Annotated in this window: 15 protein-coding genes; 1 reads left to right on the top strand and 14 read right to left on the bottom strand. The window is 45.8% G+C overall.

The features are described from left to right. Positions 1-54: 54 nt before the first annotated feature. Positions 55-1275 carry an arginine deiminase gene (arcA, locus tag ACXAFJ_RS11715; RefSeq protein ID WP_475323581.1) on the top strand — a complete coding sequence of 407 codons (1221 nt, stop codon included), beginning with the start codon at positions 55-57 and terminating at the stop codon, positions 1273-1275. A 100-nt stretch (positions 1276-1375) separates the two neighbouring features. Here arcA and tldD read toward each other — a convergent pair whose 3' ends face one another. The 14 genes from tldD to ACXAFJ_RS11785 form a co-directional block, all read right to left on the bottom strand. Then, entirely contained in the window at positions 1376-2818 is a 1443-nt protein-coding gene (tldD, locus tag ACXAFJ_RS11720) for a metalloprotease TldD (RefSeq protein ID WP_475323582.1), read from the bottom strand. Beyond that, positions 2815-3615 (bottom strand): carbon-nitrogen hydrolase family protein, encoded by an 801-nt coding sequence (locus ACXAFJ_RS11725; protein ID WP_475324117.1) that lies wholly within the window; start codon positions 3613-3615, stop codon positions 2815-2817. The genes tldD and ACXAFJ_RS11725 overlap by 4 nt, the downstream gene beginning before the upstream one ends. 100 nt (positions 3616-3715) lie before the next feature. Next, on the bottom strand, positions 3716-7534 hold the full coding sequence (locus ACXAFJ_RS11730; protein WP_475323584.1) for a YhdP family protein: 3819 nt from the start codon (positions 7532-7534) through the stop codon (positions 3716-3718). Between the two features lie 6 nt (positions 7535-7540). Continuing rightward, the gene (rng, locus tag ACXAFJ_RS11735; RefSeq protein WP_475323586.1) at positions 7541-9010 is read right to left on the bottom strand and encodes a ribonuclease G; all 1470 of its coding nucleotides are present in this window, start codon (positions 9008-9010) and stop codon (positions 7541-7543) included. Between the two features lie 19 nt (positions 9011-9029). Continuing rightward, a complete protein-coding gene (locus ACXAFJ_RS11740; protein WP_475323587.1) occupies positions 9030-9587 on the bottom strand; it encodes a Maf family protein in 558 nt (185 codons plus the stop codon). Positions 9588-9608: 21 nt separating this feature from the next. Further along, positions 9609-10097 carry a rod shape-determining protein MreD gene (gene mreD / locus ACXAFJ_RS11745; RefSeq protein WP_475323588.1) on the bottom strand — a complete coding sequence of 163 codons (489 nt, stop codon included), beginning with the start codon at positions 10095-10097 and terminating at the stop codon, positions 9609-9611. Next, entirely contained in the window at positions 10087-10989 is a 903-nt protein-coding gene (gene mreC / locus ACXAFJ_RS11750; protein WP_475323590.1) for a rod shape-determining protein MreC, read from the bottom strand. Before mreC ends, mreD begins: the two co-directional genes overlap by 11 nt. Before the next feature lie 153 nt (positions 10990-11142). After that, entirely contained in the window at positions 11143-12186 is a 1044-nt protein-coding gene (locus ACXAFJ_RS11755; RefSeq protein ID WP_475323592.1) for a rod shape-determining protein, read from the bottom strand. A gap of 151 nt (positions 12187-12337) precedes the next feature. Next, on the bottom strand, positions 12338-16384 hold the full coding sequence (locus tag ACXAFJ_RS11760; protein ID WP_475323593.1) for a DUF6701 domain-containing protein: 4047 nt from the start codon (positions 16382-16384) through the stop codon (positions 12338-12340). A 4-nt stretch (positions 16385-16388) separates the two neighbouring features. Further along, positions 16389-16844, bottom strand: a complete 456-nt coding sequence (locus ACXAFJ_RS11765) for an MSHA biogenesis protein MshP (RefSeq protein ID WP_475323594.1) — start codon at positions 16842-16844, stop codon at positions 16389-16391. Between the two features lie 11 nt (positions 16845-16855). Beyond that, positions 16856-17560 (bottom strand): PilW family protein, encoded by a 705-nt coding sequence (locus tag ACXAFJ_RS11770; RefSeq protein WP_475323596.1) that lies wholly within the window; start codon positions 17558-17560, stop codon positions 16856-16858. Beyond that, entirely contained in the window at positions 17560-18114 is a 555-nt protein-coding gene (locus ACXAFJ_RS11775) for a prepilin-type N-terminal cleavage/methylation domain-containing protein (RefSeq protein WP_475323597.1), read from the bottom strand. The genes ACXAFJ_RS11770 and ACXAFJ_RS11775 overlap by 1 nt, the downstream gene beginning before the upstream one ends. After that, the gene (locus ACXAFJ_RS11780) at positions 18108-18572 is read right to left on the bottom strand and encodes a type II secretion system protein (RefSeq protein ID WP_475323598.1); all 465 of its coding nucleotides are present in this window, start codon (positions 18570-18572) and stop codon (positions 18108-18110) included. Before ACXAFJ_RS11780 ends, ACXAFJ_RS11775 begins: the two co-directional genes overlap by 7 nt. A gap of 8 nt (positions 18573-18580) precedes the next feature. Further along, complete coding sequence (locus ACXAFJ_RS11785; protein WP_475323600.1) at positions 18581-19054, bottom strand: type II secretion system protein; 474 nt, start codon at positions 19052-19054, stop codon at positions 18581-18583. Between the last annotated feature and the right edge of the window lie 7 nt (positions 19055-19061).

Genomic DNA, 19061 nt, shown 5'->3' on the forward strand with positions numbered 1-19061 from the left:
CACTCCCTAGTAAATTCGTTTTAATTACCGCGAACTGATAAGAATGGATGCTTTATGAGTAAGTTGTACGTAGGTTCTGAAGTTGGACAACTCAGACGAGTAATTTTAAACCGGCCAGAACGCGCACTCACCCACTTAACCCCTTCAAACTGTCACGATCTACTGTTTGATGATGTACTGGCCGTTGATGCCGCTGGCGTTGAACATGATGCTTTTTCGAAAAACCTACGCGATCAAGGTGTGGAAGTCTTACTGCTTCACGATCTTTTAAAACAAACGTTAGATATTCCCGATGCCAAACAATGGCTACTGAGCAAACAGTTTTCCAATTTTCGCTATGGTCCTGCCTTTGCTGCGCAGCTAACCGATTATCTAAATCAACAAGATCACGATCATCTCGCGTCTTTGATGCTGGGAGGGTTAGCGTATTCTGAACTGCCTTTTACCCCCGCTTCGCTTCTCGCTACCCTGCACTCGCCTGTTGATTTCGTCATAGAGCCGTTGCCCAATCACCTATTCACACGAGATACCTCGTGCTGGGTTTACGGTGGCGTGTCACTTAACCCAATGATGATGGCGGCCAGAAAACGAGAAACTAACCACCTTCGCGCCATATACCATTGGCATCCTTTGTTTAGTGAACAGGAATTTGAACGCTATTTTGGTGAAGACGACCAGAACTATGACAATAGCCAAATTGAAGGTGGCGATGTATTAGTACTAGGCAATGGCACGGTGTTGATAGGACTCTCAGAACGCACTACACCACAAGGCGCAGAAAACTTGGCTATGGCTCTTTTCAACAGTCAGCAAGCCAAACAAGTCATTGTCATTGACTTGCCAAAAGACCGGTCTTGCATGCACTTGGATACGGTCATGACACAACTAAACGTGGATACCTTTTCAATCTATCCGGGGGTGATGAAAACCAGTTTATCGACTTGGCGACTCACACCGAATGCAAAACGTGGGCTAACCGTTAAAGTCATGGACAATTTTCTAGCAGCTATTGAACAGGGGTTGTCATTGCCTAGCCTCAACTTAATCACCACAGGTGGCGACAGCTATGAAGCGGAGCGAGAACAGTGGAATGACGCCAACAATGTTTTAACAGTCAAACCCGGTATGGTAGTTAGTTACGAGCGCAACGTTTACACCAACGAGAAGTACGACAAAGCTGGAATTCAAGTGTTGCCTATCCCAGGTAACGAGCTGGGTCGAGGTCGAGGTGGGGCTCGTTGTATGAGTTGTCCGATAGAACGAGACGGTATCTAACCAGAAAACTTTCTAATCAGAAGATTGGATTAAGGTAGAAAAATCAAAAAGGGGAGCGTTTGACGACTCCCCTTTATTAAATCCGCCAATCGGCGTTTACTTATTCCGTGCCACCAACGGTTAAGGCATCCAACTTAAGGGTTGGTTGACCAATTCCAACAGGAACACTTTGGCCCGCTTTACCACAAACCCCAACGCCTTTGTCTAACGCAAGATCATTACCCACCATAGAGACTTGTTGCATCGCTTCAATACCACTGCCGATCAAAGTTGCCCCTTTTACCGGACGAGTGATCTTACCGTTTTCAATCAAGTAAGCTTCTGATGCTGAGAACACAAATTTTCCTGAAGTGATATCAACTTGACCACCACCGAAATTCGGTGCGTAGATCCCTTTATCAACCGAGGCAATGATCTCTTGTGGATCGTGCTCGCCTGGTAACATATAGGTATTGGTCATTCGTGGCATAGGCAAATGCGCGTACGACTCTCGTCGACCGTTACCGGTTGGATCCACGCCCATTAGCTTGGCGTTGTGTTTGTCTTGCATATAACCCTTCAACACACCATTTTCAATGAGCGTATTGTGCTGTCCAGCAACCCCTTCATCGTCGATGTTGAGTGAACCTCTGCGATCTTTCAATGTGCCATCGTCAACAATGGTACACAGCGGAGAAGTCACTTGCTGACCGATTTTTCCACTAAACACAGAAGAATCTTTACGATTAAAGTCACCTTCTAAACCGTGGCCAACTGCTTCATGCAGCAGAACGCCGGGCCAACCAGCTCCTAGAACCACTGGCATAGTACCCGCAGGCGCCGCTTCGGCATCTAAGTTAACTAATGCCATACGTATCGCGTCATCAGCCAACTCATAGGCCAAAGATTCGTTACCAGCCGCTAAGAAATGATCGTAACCTTTACGAGCACCTCCACCCGCACTGCCGCGCTCACGGCGACCATTGCGCTCCGCTAACACACTGATCGATAGCCGAATTAATGGACGAACGTCGGCGGAATAAGTTCCATCAGTAGCCGCAACCAACATTCTTTCATAGACACCACTCAGGCTGATAGACACTTCTTTAACCAGTGGCTCTTTGGTACGAATGTAAGCATCCAAAGCTTTGAGCAAATCTGCTTTCTGTTGTTTGGTCCAGCTCTCTAATGGGTTTACAGCAGTATAGATATCACTACCAGTTTGACGGGAAAACGCTTGAACTTGGGCATTTTGCCCTTGCTTGGCGATACCTCGTGCCGCCACTGCACTTTGATTCAATCCAGTCAAACTCAGTTGATCGGAATAGGCAAAGCCCGTTTTCTCTCCGCAGATAGCTCGAACCCCAACACCTTGGTCGATATTGAAAGAACCGTCTTTGATAATACTGTCTTCCAAAACCAAAGATTCATGCCAGCTCGATTGAAAGTACAAATCAGCGTAATCAATATCTCTTGTCGCAATATTGGCTAGTGTTGCAGCTAAATCTTGATCACTGAGACCAGCGGGCTTTAGCAGTTCATTTTCGATTTGTTCAATACTCATTCTTGGCTCTTACGTTGATTTTGAAATACGGCATGACTCTCGATCGGCATGGCTCGTCTAATTGGGTCCACCAGCGACATATCCACTGTTGCAACATAGTTGCCTGGCTGGCCTCCGCATTCCTTTATTATGTCGCCCCAAGGCGAAATAACCAAGGAGTGACCCCAAGTTTGTTTGTCTTTGGAGTGCGTACCCGTTTGATTGACGCCAATCACCCAACATTGGGTTTCGATGGCGCGCGCTTGCAGTAAGGTCCGCCAATGCGCTTTGCCTGTGTGCGCGGTAAATGCAGCCGGGACGAGAATTACGTTGGCCCCGTTCGCTCGAAGCTGGTTAAACAAATGAGGAAAGCGCAGGTCGTAGCAGATAGTGAGTCCTAGATTAGCAAAAGGAGTACTATGAGTGACGACGCGATTTCCGGCTTGAAAGGTTTCTGACTCTCGATAGCTGCCGTGGCCGTCTTCTACATCCACATCGAACATGTGCAGCTTGTCGTAATCCGCCACTAACTTACCGTCGGGATCAAACAGTAAAGAGGTGGTGGTGACAACTTGGTCACGTCTAACGGGAAAGCTACCGATAAGCAGCCATATCTGGTTTAGCTTCGCTATCGCCGCCAATCGTTGTTGCATGGGTCCAACATCAAGTGGCTCAGCTTGAGTGTGATAAGCTTGGGTCGTGGAAAACAGCAAGGCATTTTCAGGCGTCACCACAAGGCTACACCCTTTTTCTTTGAGTTCTTTGCACCCTTGCTCGATTAACTCACAGTTCTCAGCCATACAGTCGGTAGAATTCATTTGTATCAAACCGAGATTAAACTGAGTGCTCCCTTCACTATTCACACCACTGTTCACTTTGTTATTCGAGGTTGTGCTCATGGATGAGTCCTTTCATCACCTAATCTTTTTTTCGCAGTGTTTCTGGGATCGCAAACTCGCCTTTACTGCGGGAAATTTCTCGTACTACTGGATTGTCCATAGGGCCAACCACCTCGTAGTTAACTTGGGTAAACACCTCAACTACGGGAGCAATCACGGTTGTCACCGCTAATACAACTAACGCGGTCTGGGGTGCCACAGCAAAGGCAGATAAAACTGGAATTCCAGAACCAATATCCGGAGTGAATGAGACTTCAGCATCCACGGTTTGTTGGTTCAAATCGGCTAAGCCACGAATTAACATATCGCCCGCGACGCCATCCATTGCAATATTGTTGGTGATGAAAATACCATTTTCGATGTCTCCATGACCTTTGATACTATCGAAAGCCATTCCCTCGTCAAACACATCGGAAAAATCGAGCTGCATCTTGCGAATAATCGAGTCTAGACTAAATAGCCCGAGCAGCTTGGCCGCGCCACTAACATCAGTCACGACCCCTTTTCCTAGTTCGACATCAACCCGACCATTCAGTGTTCCAACGATTTCAGACCACGGTGAGCCTTGCCAAGTCAGTGAGCTGGTCAAACGGAATGGGGCTTTTTGAATTCCAGAAGACACACCAAATCGCTCCATAATGTCACTGTTGTTGGCACCACTGGCAACCACGTTGAGTGAAGATCGGTTTTCGCTATCAGTTAACGTCCAATCTCCCGACATGGCCACTTGATTGCTGCCACTGGAAAACCCTAGATTTTTTAGTTTTATGGTTTGCCCATGACGCTCCACGTCCAAGTTAGCATCTCCCAACTTATAGCCTTGTAGCCAAAAATCTTGGATGTTTACGGTGAGATTGGGGATCAACTCATGAGCATGACGATCTTCGTCAGTAATCAAAGGACGCTCCACCGGTTTCTCTGGTTCAAGAGGAATAACGGTTTCATCGTCAGGTAAATAGAGGTGCAGGTAATCCAGAGAGATCGCCAGATCATAAGGTTCAAAATAGCTTGCACTGCCCTTAGCTTGTTGGCTATCAAGTTTCATTTGCCAATTTAACGCCTGCTTACTGGCACTAAATTCAACGTCGTTCCATTCAAGCTGATCAAAGTTTAGATTACCGACCTTCAAATTCAGTGTCTCGAATAAAGGAATCTCGGGCATGGTGACGTTGGAAAGCTTAGTTGGCGGTATTTCTGGTTCAAAAATCAATTCCAGCCAAGCATCCAGATCCAGTTTTTCAGTTCGAACATCTAACTGATGGCCAGGTTTAGGGGTCATACTTAACGAGCCGCTACCTACCACAAGATCAGTATGAGTCAACACAGGCACGTCAGCTAATAGATCAATTTCAGCTTGGTAACGCGCTTGGGGTAACTGCAATCTGGCTAACAGTTTTTCTTGGTTGCCCGCTGCCTGCATATACACATGCATAGACTGCCCCATCTCTTTATTCAATGGGTAAGGATACTGACTGTCTACGTGTCTTAGATTCGCGCGAGCATCAATCTGATAGGTAAAACCAACGTCATTGAGTTGGATGCCAATTTGTGAGTCCCAAATAGAGGAGCCCGATAATCTGGAAGTCCATTTACTGCCAACATAATCACCGAGAGGTTCAATTTGCCAGTCACCCAAGACATCAATATCCACCTGATAGTGTTCGTTTTGTTGAGAACCATTGAAATCAAATGCCACCGGTTGCTCTAACAAATTTCCTTGCATACCCGATGCGGTAATAACGTCGTTATCAAACTGAATGGTTCCGGTGACATTTTCCAACTGAATCGGTGGCGCTTGAATAGATACCGGATTATCACGCAAAGTTGCTTGCCCCCAAGCTCTTGCTCTGCTGCCATCGATGGGAATGTCCAGTTCAAACTCAGACGTGACTTGACCAGATACATCGATAGTGGTTAACGCCGCGCCAACGCTGTCAATCAGCGGTGTTGATGTCATATAGTCTCTAACCGCCTGCCCAGCGCCATTCGCTTCGGCGGCAATATAGAGACGAGAACGTGGGGATATGTTCTCCAGATGACCTTTGATTCGCGTTCCGTTCACTTGCTGTAATTTGGCAGAGTAGGAGCTCAGATACATATCATCGTTTTGGAATAACAAATCTAATTGCAAGTCTTCAATCGGTGGCCATGCAGTATCGAACTGGAATTGCCCTTTTTCCAGTCCAACCCAAGCTTGGAACATTCCTTCATTTCCTGAATAAGGAAAGTCAGCCAACTCGCCAAACCAAAGCAGCTTGGCGGTATCCACCGTCCCAGCTTGAATCGCTCCAGACAAGTAATCTGTCAACTTCTCACCTAGCGCTAAACTGGGTAAATAACGCCAAGTCTGACTGGCATTGAACAAATCGGCTTCTAGATAAAAAGAGAGGAAAGGTGAACCTTGATTCGGCATATCGAGACGAAACGCACCGATTGCCTGCACATCAGGGGTTCCGGTCGTCACCTTGTTCGACCAAATGGACCAGCCGTCATCGTTTTTTTGCCAAACCAAGTCCGTCGCACCGTGCTTAATATTAAGTGGCGCTTGGAATACATCACCATAGGGGAATGTGTCGTCGATAATTTCAGCTTTGATACGCGCCTGCGAGGTGTTACCCTTTATCTTTGCGGAAAGCTCATGAACTTCTGGCAACAGATACCATTGAGAAATGCCTCCCTGCACCAGATTGGCTGAGTAGTACCAATTATCAGGTGTCACCAATACACGTAAGTCGTCGACTGTCCCTTTGGGTTCAAGTCGGGCTAACCAAGTATCGATCTCTCGAGATTGAGGCACCAGCTCTTTTAACGGTCGTAAAGCCTCGATATCCAACTCAGACACATTGACTCGCCACTCTTGTTGCTGCTGACTAACTGCAAAATCCAGTTGAGGCCAATTGCCATTAAGATCAGAAAAACGCCAATCGTATCCACTGACCAACCAGCCTTCTGATTGCGGTTTTAACGATAGATAACCCGATTCAACGGCCAGCTCTTGCGATTGGTCAACCTGCCACGACAGTTCAGATGGCAATACTTCAATAAACGCCTCTTGAGGCTTATTGCTTTGCACTTCAATCCAAACATTGGCACTCACTGAACCCTGTTTGATGTTGGCATGTTCCCGCAACGTTTGCGGCAGCCAAGGGAGAATCTGAACATCAAGAGCAGACACATACACCTCACCAGAGACATCAGCAAAGCTTTCGGTATTAATCAGGTGTGCAGCCACTTGCAATGAGTTCAATGGCTGATTGCGAAGACTCACTTCGCCATCAATAAAGTGCGAGGTCTGTTGATTGCGCCAATTGAGACGTTCGATATCGAGTTGGTAAACCTTGCCATCAACGCTGGTGTAAGTGAGCTCAGAGTTTCTGAGGGTAAAATGTCCCAGTTGAGTTAGGAACAGATTGTCTATTCTCGACATCAGCTCACTATGCTCCAGCTCGCTGTCACCTTGGGCTTTAAACTTAGATAAATCCAGATTTAACCCATCCAACACTAAGTTGGAGACCACCAGATCGCGGGCTTTTAATGACGCCCAGATATCGATTTGTACATCTACCCGTTTGGCGTCAAAGGTGACATCCGGCTGTTCATTTAAAAACGCCGAGGAACTGACTAGGGAAAGCGATGGGTAAGTATTTTTCCAACTGCCATGTATGGCCTGAACTTCAACGGTTAAGCCTGAGTTTGCTTGCACCCAATTGATAATTGGCTTTTGAAAGGCATTGAGATTAGGTAGCGCGACGCGTAAAAAAACAGATAGGGCCGCCACCAGCACCAAAACACTGGTCAAAGCCCAAGCTAGCGAATAAATAAAACGTTTTAAGGCCACATCAACCTACATCATGACGACATCAAACTGCTCTTGGATATACAAAGGCTCAGCTTGAATTTTAACTTGCTTACCAATAAACACTTCCAACTCGGCAAGTGCGTGAGATTCTTCACCTTGCAAAGTCTCTGCCACTGCCGGCGAGGCGTACACCACGAATTTGTCTGCGTCATAGGCTCGATTAACTCGGGTAATTTCGCGCAAAATTTCGTAGCACACTGTCTCCACCGTTTTCACACTGCCGCGCCCTTCACAAGTTGGACAAGTCGAACATAGGACATGTTCAATACTTTCACGCGTTCGTTTGCGGGTCATCTCGACCAAACCTAATTGTGTGAAACCGTTGATATTGGTTTTTACGCGATCTTTTTCTAATGCCGCTTCTAATGACGATACCACTCGATTGCGATGCTCATCGGACATCATGTCGATAAAGTCGATGATGATGATGCCACCTAGATTGCGTAATCTTAGCTGCCTTGCGATCGCCTGAGTCGCTTCAATATTGGTATTGAAAATGGTTTCTTCTAGATTACGACGGCCAACAAATGCCCCGGTATTGATATCTACCGTGGTCATGGCTTCCGTTTGGTCAATAATCAAATAGCCACCGGATTTGAGTTCAACTTTTCGGTCGAGAGAACGTTGAATCTCGTTTTCTGTGTCGTACATGTCAAAGATTGGCTTATCGCCTTCGTATAAAGAAAGCTTGTCCGTCAGCTCAGGCACGTATTCGGAGGTGAATTCTTTCAGGTTCTCAAACTCCAAACGAGAATCAACCAAGATGTTGTCGAGCTCTGTACCGACAAAGTCTCTTAATATTCGCTGAGCAAGCCCTGGTTCGCCATACAAGGTTGAGCGCGTTTTACAACGGACACGGCGCTCCATCACTTTTGACCATAAGCGTTTCAAAAAAGCCGCGTCTTGAGACAATTCATTTTCACGGGCACTTTCTGCTGCGGTGCGAATGATAAAGCCGCCATTTTCATCACAATAATGAGAAACGATATTTTTTAAACGTTCGCGTTCTTTTTCACTTTCGATACGCTGCGAAACACCCACGTGTGCCGCACCCGGCATAAAGACTAAGTAACGCGAAGGTAAAGTGATGTCTGTGGTTAAACGGGCTCCTTTGGTCCCCAAGGGATCTTTAACCACTTGCACGACAATATCTTGGCCTTGACGAACCAACTCAGAGATATCGCGAACTTGGAATTGTTGCTTCTCATTTTCGGCCACACACTCAGTATGCGGAACAATATCTGACGCATGCAGGAAGGCAGCTTTTTCAAGACCGATGTCAACAAATGCTGCTTGCATCCCTGGCAAAACACGACTGACCTTGCCTTTGTAAATATTGCCAACGATTCCGCGTTTTGCTTCGCGTTCTACGTGTATTTCTTGAAGCGTTCCCCCTTCAATCATTGCCACACGTGTTTCACTTGGGGTCACGTTAATCAGCAATTCTGCGCTCATGGGTACACCTCTTATGTAATTAGAATTGGGCCAAAAGTAGTTCTGTTTCATAAAGTGGTAGGCCTACCACAGCGTGGTAACTACCTTCAATTCGGGTAACAAAACGACCACCAATCCCTTGAATACCGTATCCACCCGCTTTGTCTTGTGGCTCACCCGTTTGCCAGTAATCACGGATGTCCTGTTCCGATAGAGCTTTAAAACAAACTAGTGTTGTCACCAGTCGGGTTGCGACTTTGTCTTTGCTAACCACAGATACTGCAGTCAATACTTGATGTTCAGACCCTGAAAGTTGCTGCATCATTTCATTAAAGTGCGCAAAACTGGTCGGTTTTTCTAACACCTTTCCTTTGCTGACCACAACCGTATCTGCACCTAAAACAACCGCGCTCGGCTGCAACGCCAGCACTGCTTGCGCCTTCTCTACGGACAGTCGCTGTACATAGTCTTCAGCGGCTTCTCCCTGTTGCTGTTGTTCTTCTATATCACTGGTGATAATCGAGAAGTCTAGGCCGAGCTGGCTCAATAATTCTTTTCTTCGCGGCGAACCGGAAGCGAGAACAAGATTGTCTAACACTGAGTATCTCGTAAGTTTGGTTTATCTAATATGCCATTGACGTCGTACACGTCGCATCAATAAAAACATCCATGGCCATAATACGCAGTTAATCGCCGCGCTCCACAAGGACATAGGGTCAAAACTGACATCTTGAATTAAGTATTCACCAAAGAATATCAAAACGTCGAGCAGCGCTGACAAGATTGCTATAACTAATGCTTGTTGCCAAAGCGCCATGTTGCGTAAAACGAGAAAGTTCAATGCCACGATATACATGACGATAGATAACATCATACCTCGAATGCCCAAGGTTGAGCCCAATAGCAAATCCCACATCAAACCCAATATCAACGCAGTACCGACATTCACTCGATGGGGTAAGGCTAATACCCAGTAACACAGCACTAAAAATAACCAAGATGGACGCAACATATCCAAGATACCCGGCCAAGGAATGGTTTGCAGTGTCAACGCCAGTAATACCGAGAACAAGATAACGCCTCTACCGCGAGTTAACTCACTGGACATCAGTTCTCTCCTCTTCTTCGCTTACTCTATCAGGCGATGTGTTATATGAGTTGGTCACTTCAGGTTCTTTCTCCTGAGTCGGCCAAATCAGCAACAGAAAACGCAGCCGTTCGAAATCCACACGAGGTTTAGCCAAGATACGAGCAAATTCCAATCTTGGGTCTCGTTCCACAGATTCCACTACCGCAACCGGGTAGCCCTCCGGATAAAGCCCACCGAGACCAGACGTAACCAGCAAGTCGCCTTCTTGAATGTCAGTACTCATGGGAATATGCTCTAACTGCATCTGGTTAGTTTTGCTTTGACCTGATGCAATAACCCGGATGTCGTTGCGAATCAATTGAACGGGAATCGCACTATTCGCGTCGGTGAGCAGTAATACTCGGCTGTTGTGTGCGGAAACAAAAGTGACCTGCCCGACAATACCACGCTCATTCGCCACAGGTTGACCGACATAAACACCATCAATATGGCCTTTATCTATCACCACTTGATGACGATACGGTGACGTATCCACCGCCATGACTTCGGTCACCACTTTTCTTTCATCGCGAACAAATGGCGAGCCCAAAAGCTTGCGAAGTCGTTCATTTTCTTCTTGATATTGCTCTAGAAGAAGTAGGTCATTTTTTAACTTGAGCACTTCTCGTTTCAGAATTTGGTTGCTCTCGGTAAGCACCTGACGAGAATGAAACTGCTCATAAACTCCGCCAAAAATGCCTCTTGGTAGATCTGCGAGATACTGGATCGGGGCAACGGTACTGTTTAACAAATACCGTACGTGTGAAAATGCACCTAAACGACTATCAGCCAGCATAAGGCTGGCTGATAGAGTTACGGCAAAAAACAGTCTAATTTGTAATGAAGGTCCGCGGCCAAAAATCGGCTTCATTCGCAATGTTCCCTGTGTGTATGGAACAAAGCGGATTTCGCAATCACACGAGTCCGCTTTGAGGCGTTACTTTCAATTTGGTGAATAAGAAGGCAAAGAGCAAGTGAACTAGTTTACGAACACTGTTTTGATTTCCAGCCTTCAAAACCAAAACTAGTCTTCACTAAACAGATCGCCACCGTGCATGTCGATCATTTCAAGCGCCTTACCACCACCTCGAGCAACACACGTCAGTGGGTCTTCTGCAATCACTACTGGAATACCCGTTTCTTCGGTCAACAAACGGTCGAGATCTTTAAGTAGAGCACCACCGCCAGTCAGTACCATGCCGTTCTCAGAAATATCTGAAGCCAACTCTGGTGGACACTGCTCTAACGCGACCATCACTGCAGACACGATGCCGGTAAGTGGTTCTTGAAGAGCTTCAAGAATCTCATTTGAATTCAAGCTAAAGCTACGAGGCACACCTTCTGCAAGGTTACGACCACGAACTTCGATCTCTTGAACTTCATCACCCGGATAAGCCGAGCCAATCTCATGCTTGATCTTCTCTGCCGTCGCTTCACCAATCAAGCTGCCGTAGTTACGACGAACATAGTTGATAATGGCTTCATCAAAGCGGTCCCCACCGATTCGAACTGACGAGGAGTAAACCACGCCGTTTAGCGAGATCACCGCAACTTCTGTAGTACCACCACCAATATCGACCACCATGGAGCCCGTTGGCTCAGATACGCGAAGCCCAGCACCGATGGCTGCCGCCATTGGTTCATCAATCAAATATACTTCACGTGCACCCGCCCCCAATGCGGATTCGCGAATCGCGCGTCGCTCTACTTGAGTTGAGCCACAAGGGACACAAACCAAAACTCTTGGGCTTGGCTTCAACACGCTGTTATCGTGAACTTGTTTGATAAAGTGCTGCAACATTTTTTCAGTCACAAAAAAGTCAGCGATAACGCCGTCTTTCATTGGGCGAATTGCAGAAATGTTACCTGGAGTACGGCCTAGCATCTGTTTGGCATCGTGACCAACGGCTGCCACACTTTTACCCGGAGATTTGCGGTCTTGTCGAATGGCAACAACAGAAGGTTCGTCAAGAACAATACCTTGACCTTTTACATAGATAAGTGTGTTGGCTGTACCTAAATCGATGGATAGGTCGTTAGAAAAAATGCCACGAAGTTTTTTGAACATATTCTTCGCTCGTCCTGAAAGAATTAGAAGATAGAAAATTGGATTTAATGTACCAATGCCTTGCCATTACCACAAGGCATTGAAAGACAAACATGGGCTGAAACACGCATTTTCTAACGGTTTCCTGACAAGACATCAATTTTTTAAAGAATTACTGTCCGGTAAAGCCTTGCTCGCCGCGAAATAGTACTCGGTCGTTTCCTCGATGAATGCCATAAGTCACGATCGCGGTAGGATCTTCATCACCTCTTCCCAGCCAATTGAATTGGAGCCAAGGCTGACTCAAAGTGTTGGCGCCACAAATCACGCCGTTGCTACCAATTTGCGGTGAACTGTTGGCCATTCTTAACCAATACCTAACCTGTTCTCGATAAGAAGGATTTGAAGAAGTGGTATCGGGTGTCGCTTTAAGCTGTGTCGACACACCTTGTGCAACCCTATTGGGTGCCGCCGCATTGATTGAGCCATCTAATGCCGAACCCGAAGGGTTAAGTGCCGTGTTCTGCCACACTATTTGCTTACAAGTATAATCAGCCAGCGACAAATATTGGCTTCCCGAATCTAAGTCACTAATTTCAAATTGACTGCCATTCCAGTATTCCACTTTGAGTGGTACAGCAATGGTACTGACTGAGGTTCCTCCGACATCAGTTAAATTCAACCTGCCATATCTAAAACGCCCTTGTGTTGGTAGGGTCTTGCCAGTACCTTGCACCGTACCACTTGAAGTTATGGTGAGATCCGGCGCTTGAAAATCCACATCGTCGGCTTTATCTCCGCCTTGTGATACAGGCTTAACCCATAACCCAAAACCTTGTTCAAAAGGTCCGTCAGCTTGAGTGGTTAACGGCAAGCTTGGTAAAACGTTACGAGTAACGGTTAGCTCTCCCGAATGCGACAGTCTTGCTCCGGTCCAATTTGTACTTCCATCCCAAAGCAAAGTGGAAGCCGTTGATGTCAGGCGAGTACTAATATTCTCGTTGCCTTGAGAGGGCTGTGTGAGCACCATCTGTATATCGCGGATCAAATCTTCACTAAACCGGCTGTAGTTTACAGTAGGCAAGTTACCAACACTTCTCGCTTCAACCTCAAAAGCGTGGTCGATAGACTGACCCAAGTACGCAAATTGGTCGTGGCCAGTTGAGTAGGTAAAGCTGTTACTGACAATCGCAAAGTGATCAGGATAAAAACGTCCAATATCTCTCTCACTGACATTCACTTGCATTCCTAAATAACTGGCTGAAAGCTTTGATATGACCTTCAACACGCCCACTTCAGACCAGGCTAAGTTGTTAAATACAAAATTGTCCGAGGTGCTTTGAGTGTTGGTTCGCGATGTGCTTCCCGTTAAATTACCATGTTCCCCACCAGTAGGCTCCGCAACTTGGTGTTCCAGCTGCAGCGTAGCCGAAGGTGCCAAAGATGAAGAGAAGTTGGACGTGATAGGTTGGTCACAAAGGCTCTCATTACTTGTGATTCTAGTTACGCCAGTCACTGGATTACTTTCGTGATTACCTGTTTGCCATTTCAATGCTTTTAACCAGAGCGTGAAACTAGCGCCTGCTTTACTGTAAGCAAAACTCGTGGCATTGGTGATATTGCCATCTAGCGCTCTATCACCCGGATCACAAATCGCTAGTAGCCAGGGGCGTGAGTTCACCGTAAAACTGCCAGTGAGCGTATCTTCACCATCAATTGGGCAGCCACTTACTCCAGAACAATTGAAGTTACTGTCCGTTAAGGTAACTTGTAACTGACCAGATTCATCAAACGTAAGTGGACTGCTGGCCGTGCCAGCTGAGAAGCTAGGGGCAAAAGTGAGTGTCCCGGATCCATCCGTTGGCGCTTGCAAGCTAGAAGTCACGGCGGGTTGTCCCGTGTAACCAATATCGACCACTTGACCACTGTTACATGCCAAGACATTGGCTGAAACGTCGATGGGTTTATTGGCAATTACAAATTGGTCATCGACATCAAAGCGATACGGAACAAATTGATAGCTACCAGTAACTGTTGTGTCTGTTTGTTTGCCAGTGATATAGGCTTCTAAACTAACGGTCTTAGTCCCGGTTGTTTGCAGTATGACATTTTTTTTCAGCTCCCCATTTGTTGGTACAAATGTATAAGAATCATTATCTATTTTGGCAGAAACAGTACCAGTAAAGTCTGTTGCCAACTGACCGTTTTCCGTTACCGATAGGGTAGCCGTTTGCGTTTCACAGGTGAGTGAAATACCGCTAGTTGGTGCCAGTGTCAGCTGGTAATTTTTCAGTGGTGGGGTTAAACACGCGCCTTCACCAACGATCAAAGTTGGAGTAGAGGGCATTGAAAGCGTATTGGTGGTGACTGCTCCTCTTAGAGTTACTGCGTTATTGAAAGTAACTGAATTAGCAAGTATCTGGGCAGATAGCTCAGTATTCGTGGTATTAAATGTAAATGAAGCATTGGGACCATAAACTATCAGGTCTTTTTTGCCGCCTCGGTCGTTAAACGTTACCGCATTATTTTGTATGAATTCACTCTCAACATATAGCACGACACCTTCACTAACATTGACAACGTTGTTTGTTGAGTTAAATGTAATTTTTGAGAATGTATAGGATGCATTGCCAGCAAAGTTCGTTTCAACACCCGCATTGAAGCTTCCTTCTACCGTATAACTTTGTACTTCAGGCCCAGCCCCTCCAGCAAGAGGTTCAAAAAACACTCTCAGGTTTTTAGTGCTGGACTGTCTGCTAACCGTCAGATTTCTCAAGCTATCCTTAATGTAGATATTGATATCATTGCCCACTTCTGTGATATCGCAGTAGGAAACTCCATCACATATCGTCTCGTAGTTAAAAGGGTCTATGGATAGATCTTGTGTACTCGAAAAAAAGCCTGAGATAGAAGGAGGAGCTGAAACTTTAGTGGCTCCCGTCCCACAAGCAATCCCATCACCACAACTTCCTGCTAAACCAGCATGATAGGAGACATTGTCAAAGCTAGTGGCTAACGTGTTGTTCGACAAATTTTGATTCAGATAGTTTTGAGACCAACCAGAGATCTGATTTCCAGCATTTTGAATATCTAGCCTAGAACCTGAACTCCAAGATTGAGCTGGCTCAGGAAAAAATTCACACAAGTTAGTTGGAGGTGGTGTGTTGTTGGTTTGACAGTATAAGTTCTGGATACTTCCAGTTGCAGACTCAACATCAATATTTACTGATTGCAACCCTCGTAAGTCCGCAGTTTTTGTATCGATTAGAGTCCAAATTCCATTAGTAAGTAAGTAATAACTCAAACTTCCCGTCTTGTTTGACGAATTACTTGCGGTGTAAGTTAACCAGAGATGGTAGCTACCACCGAGTTGGGTTTGATTGTCTCGGATAACCGCACTTGAAGCGGAACCGAAGTTAGCCCACAAGATAACTGGTGTAGGGTTATTATTGCCAACGCCTTTAACGGCACGAATAGACTCATTGAGCTGGACGTTGTTTAACGAAAACCTAACAGAAAAGTTGCGATTTGATTTTAGTTCATCACACTGTGAAGCAGGAACACCTACGGAAGGGGTACGACCGTTTATAACGCCTCCTTCATCTATTTTTAGCTCATCCGCGGTCAATGTACCATCAATTTGAGTGAACTTTACTGTGAGCTCATCAGCGAAAATATGAGCATCAAAATCCCCTCCATCAATAAATTCTGCATCGTCATCAACCACAATTATCAAGTCATCTGGATTGCCAGAGGACACAATAATTCTCCCGCCATCAATCTTAAAATTTTCTGCATATATGGTCGAAGGTGCTGTTACCGTTAAAACATCTCCCGACTTTAACAGGACTTCGTCTTTTTTAGATTCGTAAACACCACCGGTTAGCGTTCCGCTTTTCTCTTTTAAATCAATTTTTTTTACACCATTGGGAGCATCAAAATCAGGTTCTTCAGAAAGAAAAAGGCTTGATTTCCCACTACAACGTCCACTGTCACAAGCTTGGTTATGGTTTCCATCAATATCCGTGAAGCCTATAGAGACACCATCTGACGTACCACGAACTCGACCTTTTCCCGAAAAGTCTATTTCGCCATCATCATCCCAAGTTTGTACCGGAGCTTGTGGCCTAACACCATCTGGCAATGGCCAAACATTGCTTGAATTGACAATTGGAGTAAGAAGAAGACAAATAAAAGCAAACAGACCACTCGATTTCATCTTGTTACTCCTTCAGCCATACTTCTTGCGATCGCTGCGTTTCAAAAATTCCGTTTCCACACGTCACACTGCTAGTTAGAGTATAAAATTGAACGCCATCTAATGCCCCTTTATCAGTGCAATTCACCGCCAAAGTGTGACATTCTGGGGTGCCCGATAGCAGCGATGTAGCACCACTCAGTAAGGCATTGGGTATGGGGTTGGTACACAGTGTGCTGATGGCAGTGGATGAATTGAGTGGATAGAACTGCGTAAGAACGTAATCGTTACTGGAATGCGCCAATAACACCGCCTGAGCGCCCAGTTTTTTGCGCACTAAAGAGTCATTATTCGACCATTCAATATTCAGCAATACACTCGCCAAAAAGCCCATAACGACCAAAACAAAAATGGCGATAATATAGAGGTTGCCTGATTGGTATTTTCGGCATTTGTTCGCGGAACGCATTCGACTCAACATTACCACCTCAGCTAAGGAACATTGTAGATAGGGATATCTTGCTCATAGCTACTCACTTCACCATTTTGCTCAAAAGAAACAGATAAGTGAACAATGCCTCCCCTTTGATGACTAAGCGGTTCATAACTAAAGCTGCCAGAGGCGAGACCGTCTGCAACTTGAATTGAATTTCTATCGGCCCTGCTCGTTGATAGGTTAAAACAATATTCGACGCGATCGCTAAATATGTAATGTCTTTGAGCAATCGACTCACTTGCTAAAGGGCTAGACAAACTAATTGTTCGGTCTGCACCGCTCAGTGCTATAGCGGTAGAATTTGTACCCGAAAACTCTGATTGCGAAGTAGGGTTAATGATCATCGAATATCCGCTGTAACTCGCTGGAGGCGTTTGTCCGACGACGAAACTTAAACTAGTCGGATTCGCGGCTGAAAGTGAATAAAAACCTGAAAATTGGATGGGATAAAACGACAAACAAGGATTACTACCAGAAGTGACTTGCACGCTATTGGGCACCGCGTGCCTGACTTCTCTTGAAATCTTTTCTATCAGAAAGCTAGCTTGAGTTTGCACTCTTTGCCTATCTACAGTTTGAGTGTACCCCTTCATTCCTAGCTCAACAAAGCCGGCGATACCGAGCACAATAATGGACACCACTACCATGCTGAGTACCATTTCAACCAAGGTAAAACCCTGTAGTGGCTTAGCCCGAGCCATTAATAGTTTCCTCGAAACGCGACATTAGTGAAATCTCCGTAGTCACCGACTGAGACGTCAACCTGTATACGTTTCATATCATTTGGCTGGGTTATCGAAACATATTCAACCGATACTTGAACTTGAAAGCGACGATATTGCGAAGCTACGTCTTGTCCGACAATAGTAGACAGAGTGTAACTTGGTATACCACTAGGGCAGGATTCGGCAAATTCTCCGGTGTAACAACCTATGTAATCATCAACATCATTAAAATCGGCGGGGGCGGTCTCTCCAGATTCAGCACCTAGAGTTGCCGAGCAAGGATTTGCCGCAATACTCGGCTCACCACAACGTACCATGCCACCATCAAAATCACTCCTATGGTCAAATGCCCTTGCCAAAATTTGCCTCAACATGCTTTCTGATAGATTCACTGCTCGCACTTGGTAATGTGGCGTTGCGGAACGTTCAATTTGCGGATAGAGAAAGCTTGTTAAAGTCAGCATGGCTAACGCTATCAAGACAATAGCGACTATGGATTCAATTAGGGTAAATCCACGAGTGGTTAGCATTTTGAAACAAACCCTTGAGAGTTAATGCAAGCCGATGCACTACTTCCTGATGACACTATATTGATTTGCACTCCAGCACTCGCCGCTGATTCCGGGTTGCCCAGTAGATCAAAGGTAACTTGTGTCAGTACCGGGTTGGACGAGAACTGCACGGAGTCAACCTGAACTTTATCACTGCGACTATCCGTTCCGGAACAGGCTTGTTGAGAACCTACACAGTTGGGATGGATAGCAAGTACATAAGCGGTATTCGCGGCACCACTTAACAAATTGGATTGCATTCTATTGAGCTGAACTTGGCGAACGACAGAAATCACCTGCTCTTGAACGGCAAAGGCAGAGACTGTGTCTCTGCCAAATAATTTGCTTGCCGCATAAACTGACAAGATTGCTATCAGAAGAATAACGACGATGAGCTCTACTAAGGTAAAGCCACTATCGCTATTCTTTTCAAGCATATTTTTTACTAGCAGCCCGAGTCAGTTACAACTACGCTTGGAGCTCCCGATGCAACTGAGTTAGGTGTAGTGTACGTCACATAACAATTAGAATTTGATGCATTAGCCAAGACTACTTGCACAGAACTCCCTCCTGCACTGTTGGTGGCACCGCTTAGAGTAAAGTCAGCGCCTATTCCATCAACAACAACTTGTATACCATTTGCATCAGCCGTTGGATAACCAAAATTTGTAGTAACGTTGCCATCACCAACACCTGAGGAAATGGTTGCTAAAGGGTTGGTTTCCTCTCCAGCAATAGCCGCCTTACCGTATACTATCCCTGCCGCACCCTGCATTGCAGCTTTTAATCCTTGAAGAGTTGACGAACGTGCGTCACCTTGAATACTCAAAAACCTAGGGGCTGCGGTTACCGCTAGAATACCTAGAATTACAATCACCACTACCAATTCAATTAGGGTGAAACCACTTTGTCTTTTCATAGAACTC

It is taken from the genome of Vibrio sp. ABH4_348 (assembly GCF_056159765.1).

Bases quoted from the DNA above. Each gene is read 5' to 3' on its own strand.
- ACXAFJ_RS11755 (WP_475323592.1), bottom strand. From the start codon at position 12,186: ATGTTCAAAAAACTTCGTGGCATTTTTTCTAACGACCTATCCATCGAT.
- ACXAFJ_RS11770 (WP_475323596.1), bottom strand. From the start codon at position 17,560: ATGGCTCGGGCTAAGCCACTACAGGGTTTTACCTTGGTTGAAATGGTA.
- ACXAFJ_RS11775 (WP_475323597.1), bottom strand. From the start codon at position 18,114: ATGCTAACCACTCGTGGATTTACCCTAATTGAATCCATAGTCGCTATT.
- rng (WP_475323586.1), bottom strand. From the start codon at position 9,010: ATGAGCGCAGAATTGCTGATTAACGTGACCCCAAGTGAAACACGTGTG.
- mreC (WP_475323590.1), bottom strand. From the start codon at position 10,989: ATGAAGCCGATTTTTGGCCGCGGACCTTCATTACAAATTAGACTGTTT.
- tldD (WP_475323582.1), bottom strand. From the start codon at position 2,818: ATGAGTATTGAACAAATCGAAAATGAACTGCTAAAGCCCGCTGGTCTC.
- ACXAFJ_RS11725 (WP_475324117.1), bottom strand. From the start codon at position 3,615: ATGAATTCTACCGACTGTATGGCTGAGAACTGTGAGTTAATCGAGCAA.
- ACXAFJ_RS11785 (WP_475323600.1), bottom strand. From the start codon at position 19,054: ATGAAAAGACAAAGTGGTTTCACCCTAATTGAATTGGTAGTGGTGATT.
- mreD (WP_475323588.1), bottom strand. From the start codon at position 10,097: ATGTCCAGTGAGTTAACTCGCGGTAGAGGCGTTATCTTGTTCTCGGTA.
- ACXAFJ_RS11760 (WP_475323593.1), bottom strand. From the start codon at position 16,384: ATGAAATCGAGTGGTCTGTTTGCTTTTATTTGTCTTCTTCTTACTCCA.
- ACXAFJ_RS11780 (WP_475323598.1), bottom strand. From the start codon at position 18,572: ATGCTTGAAAAGAATAGCGATAGTGGCTTTACCTTAGTAGAGCTCATC.
- ACXAFJ_RS11765 (WP_475323594.1), bottom strand. From the start codon at position 16,844: ATGTTGAGTCGAATGCGTTCCGCGAACAAATGCCGAAAATACCAATCA.
- arcA (WP_475323581.1), top strand. From the start codon at position 55: ATGAGTAAGTTGTACGTAGGTTCTGAAGTTGGACAACTCAGACGAGTA.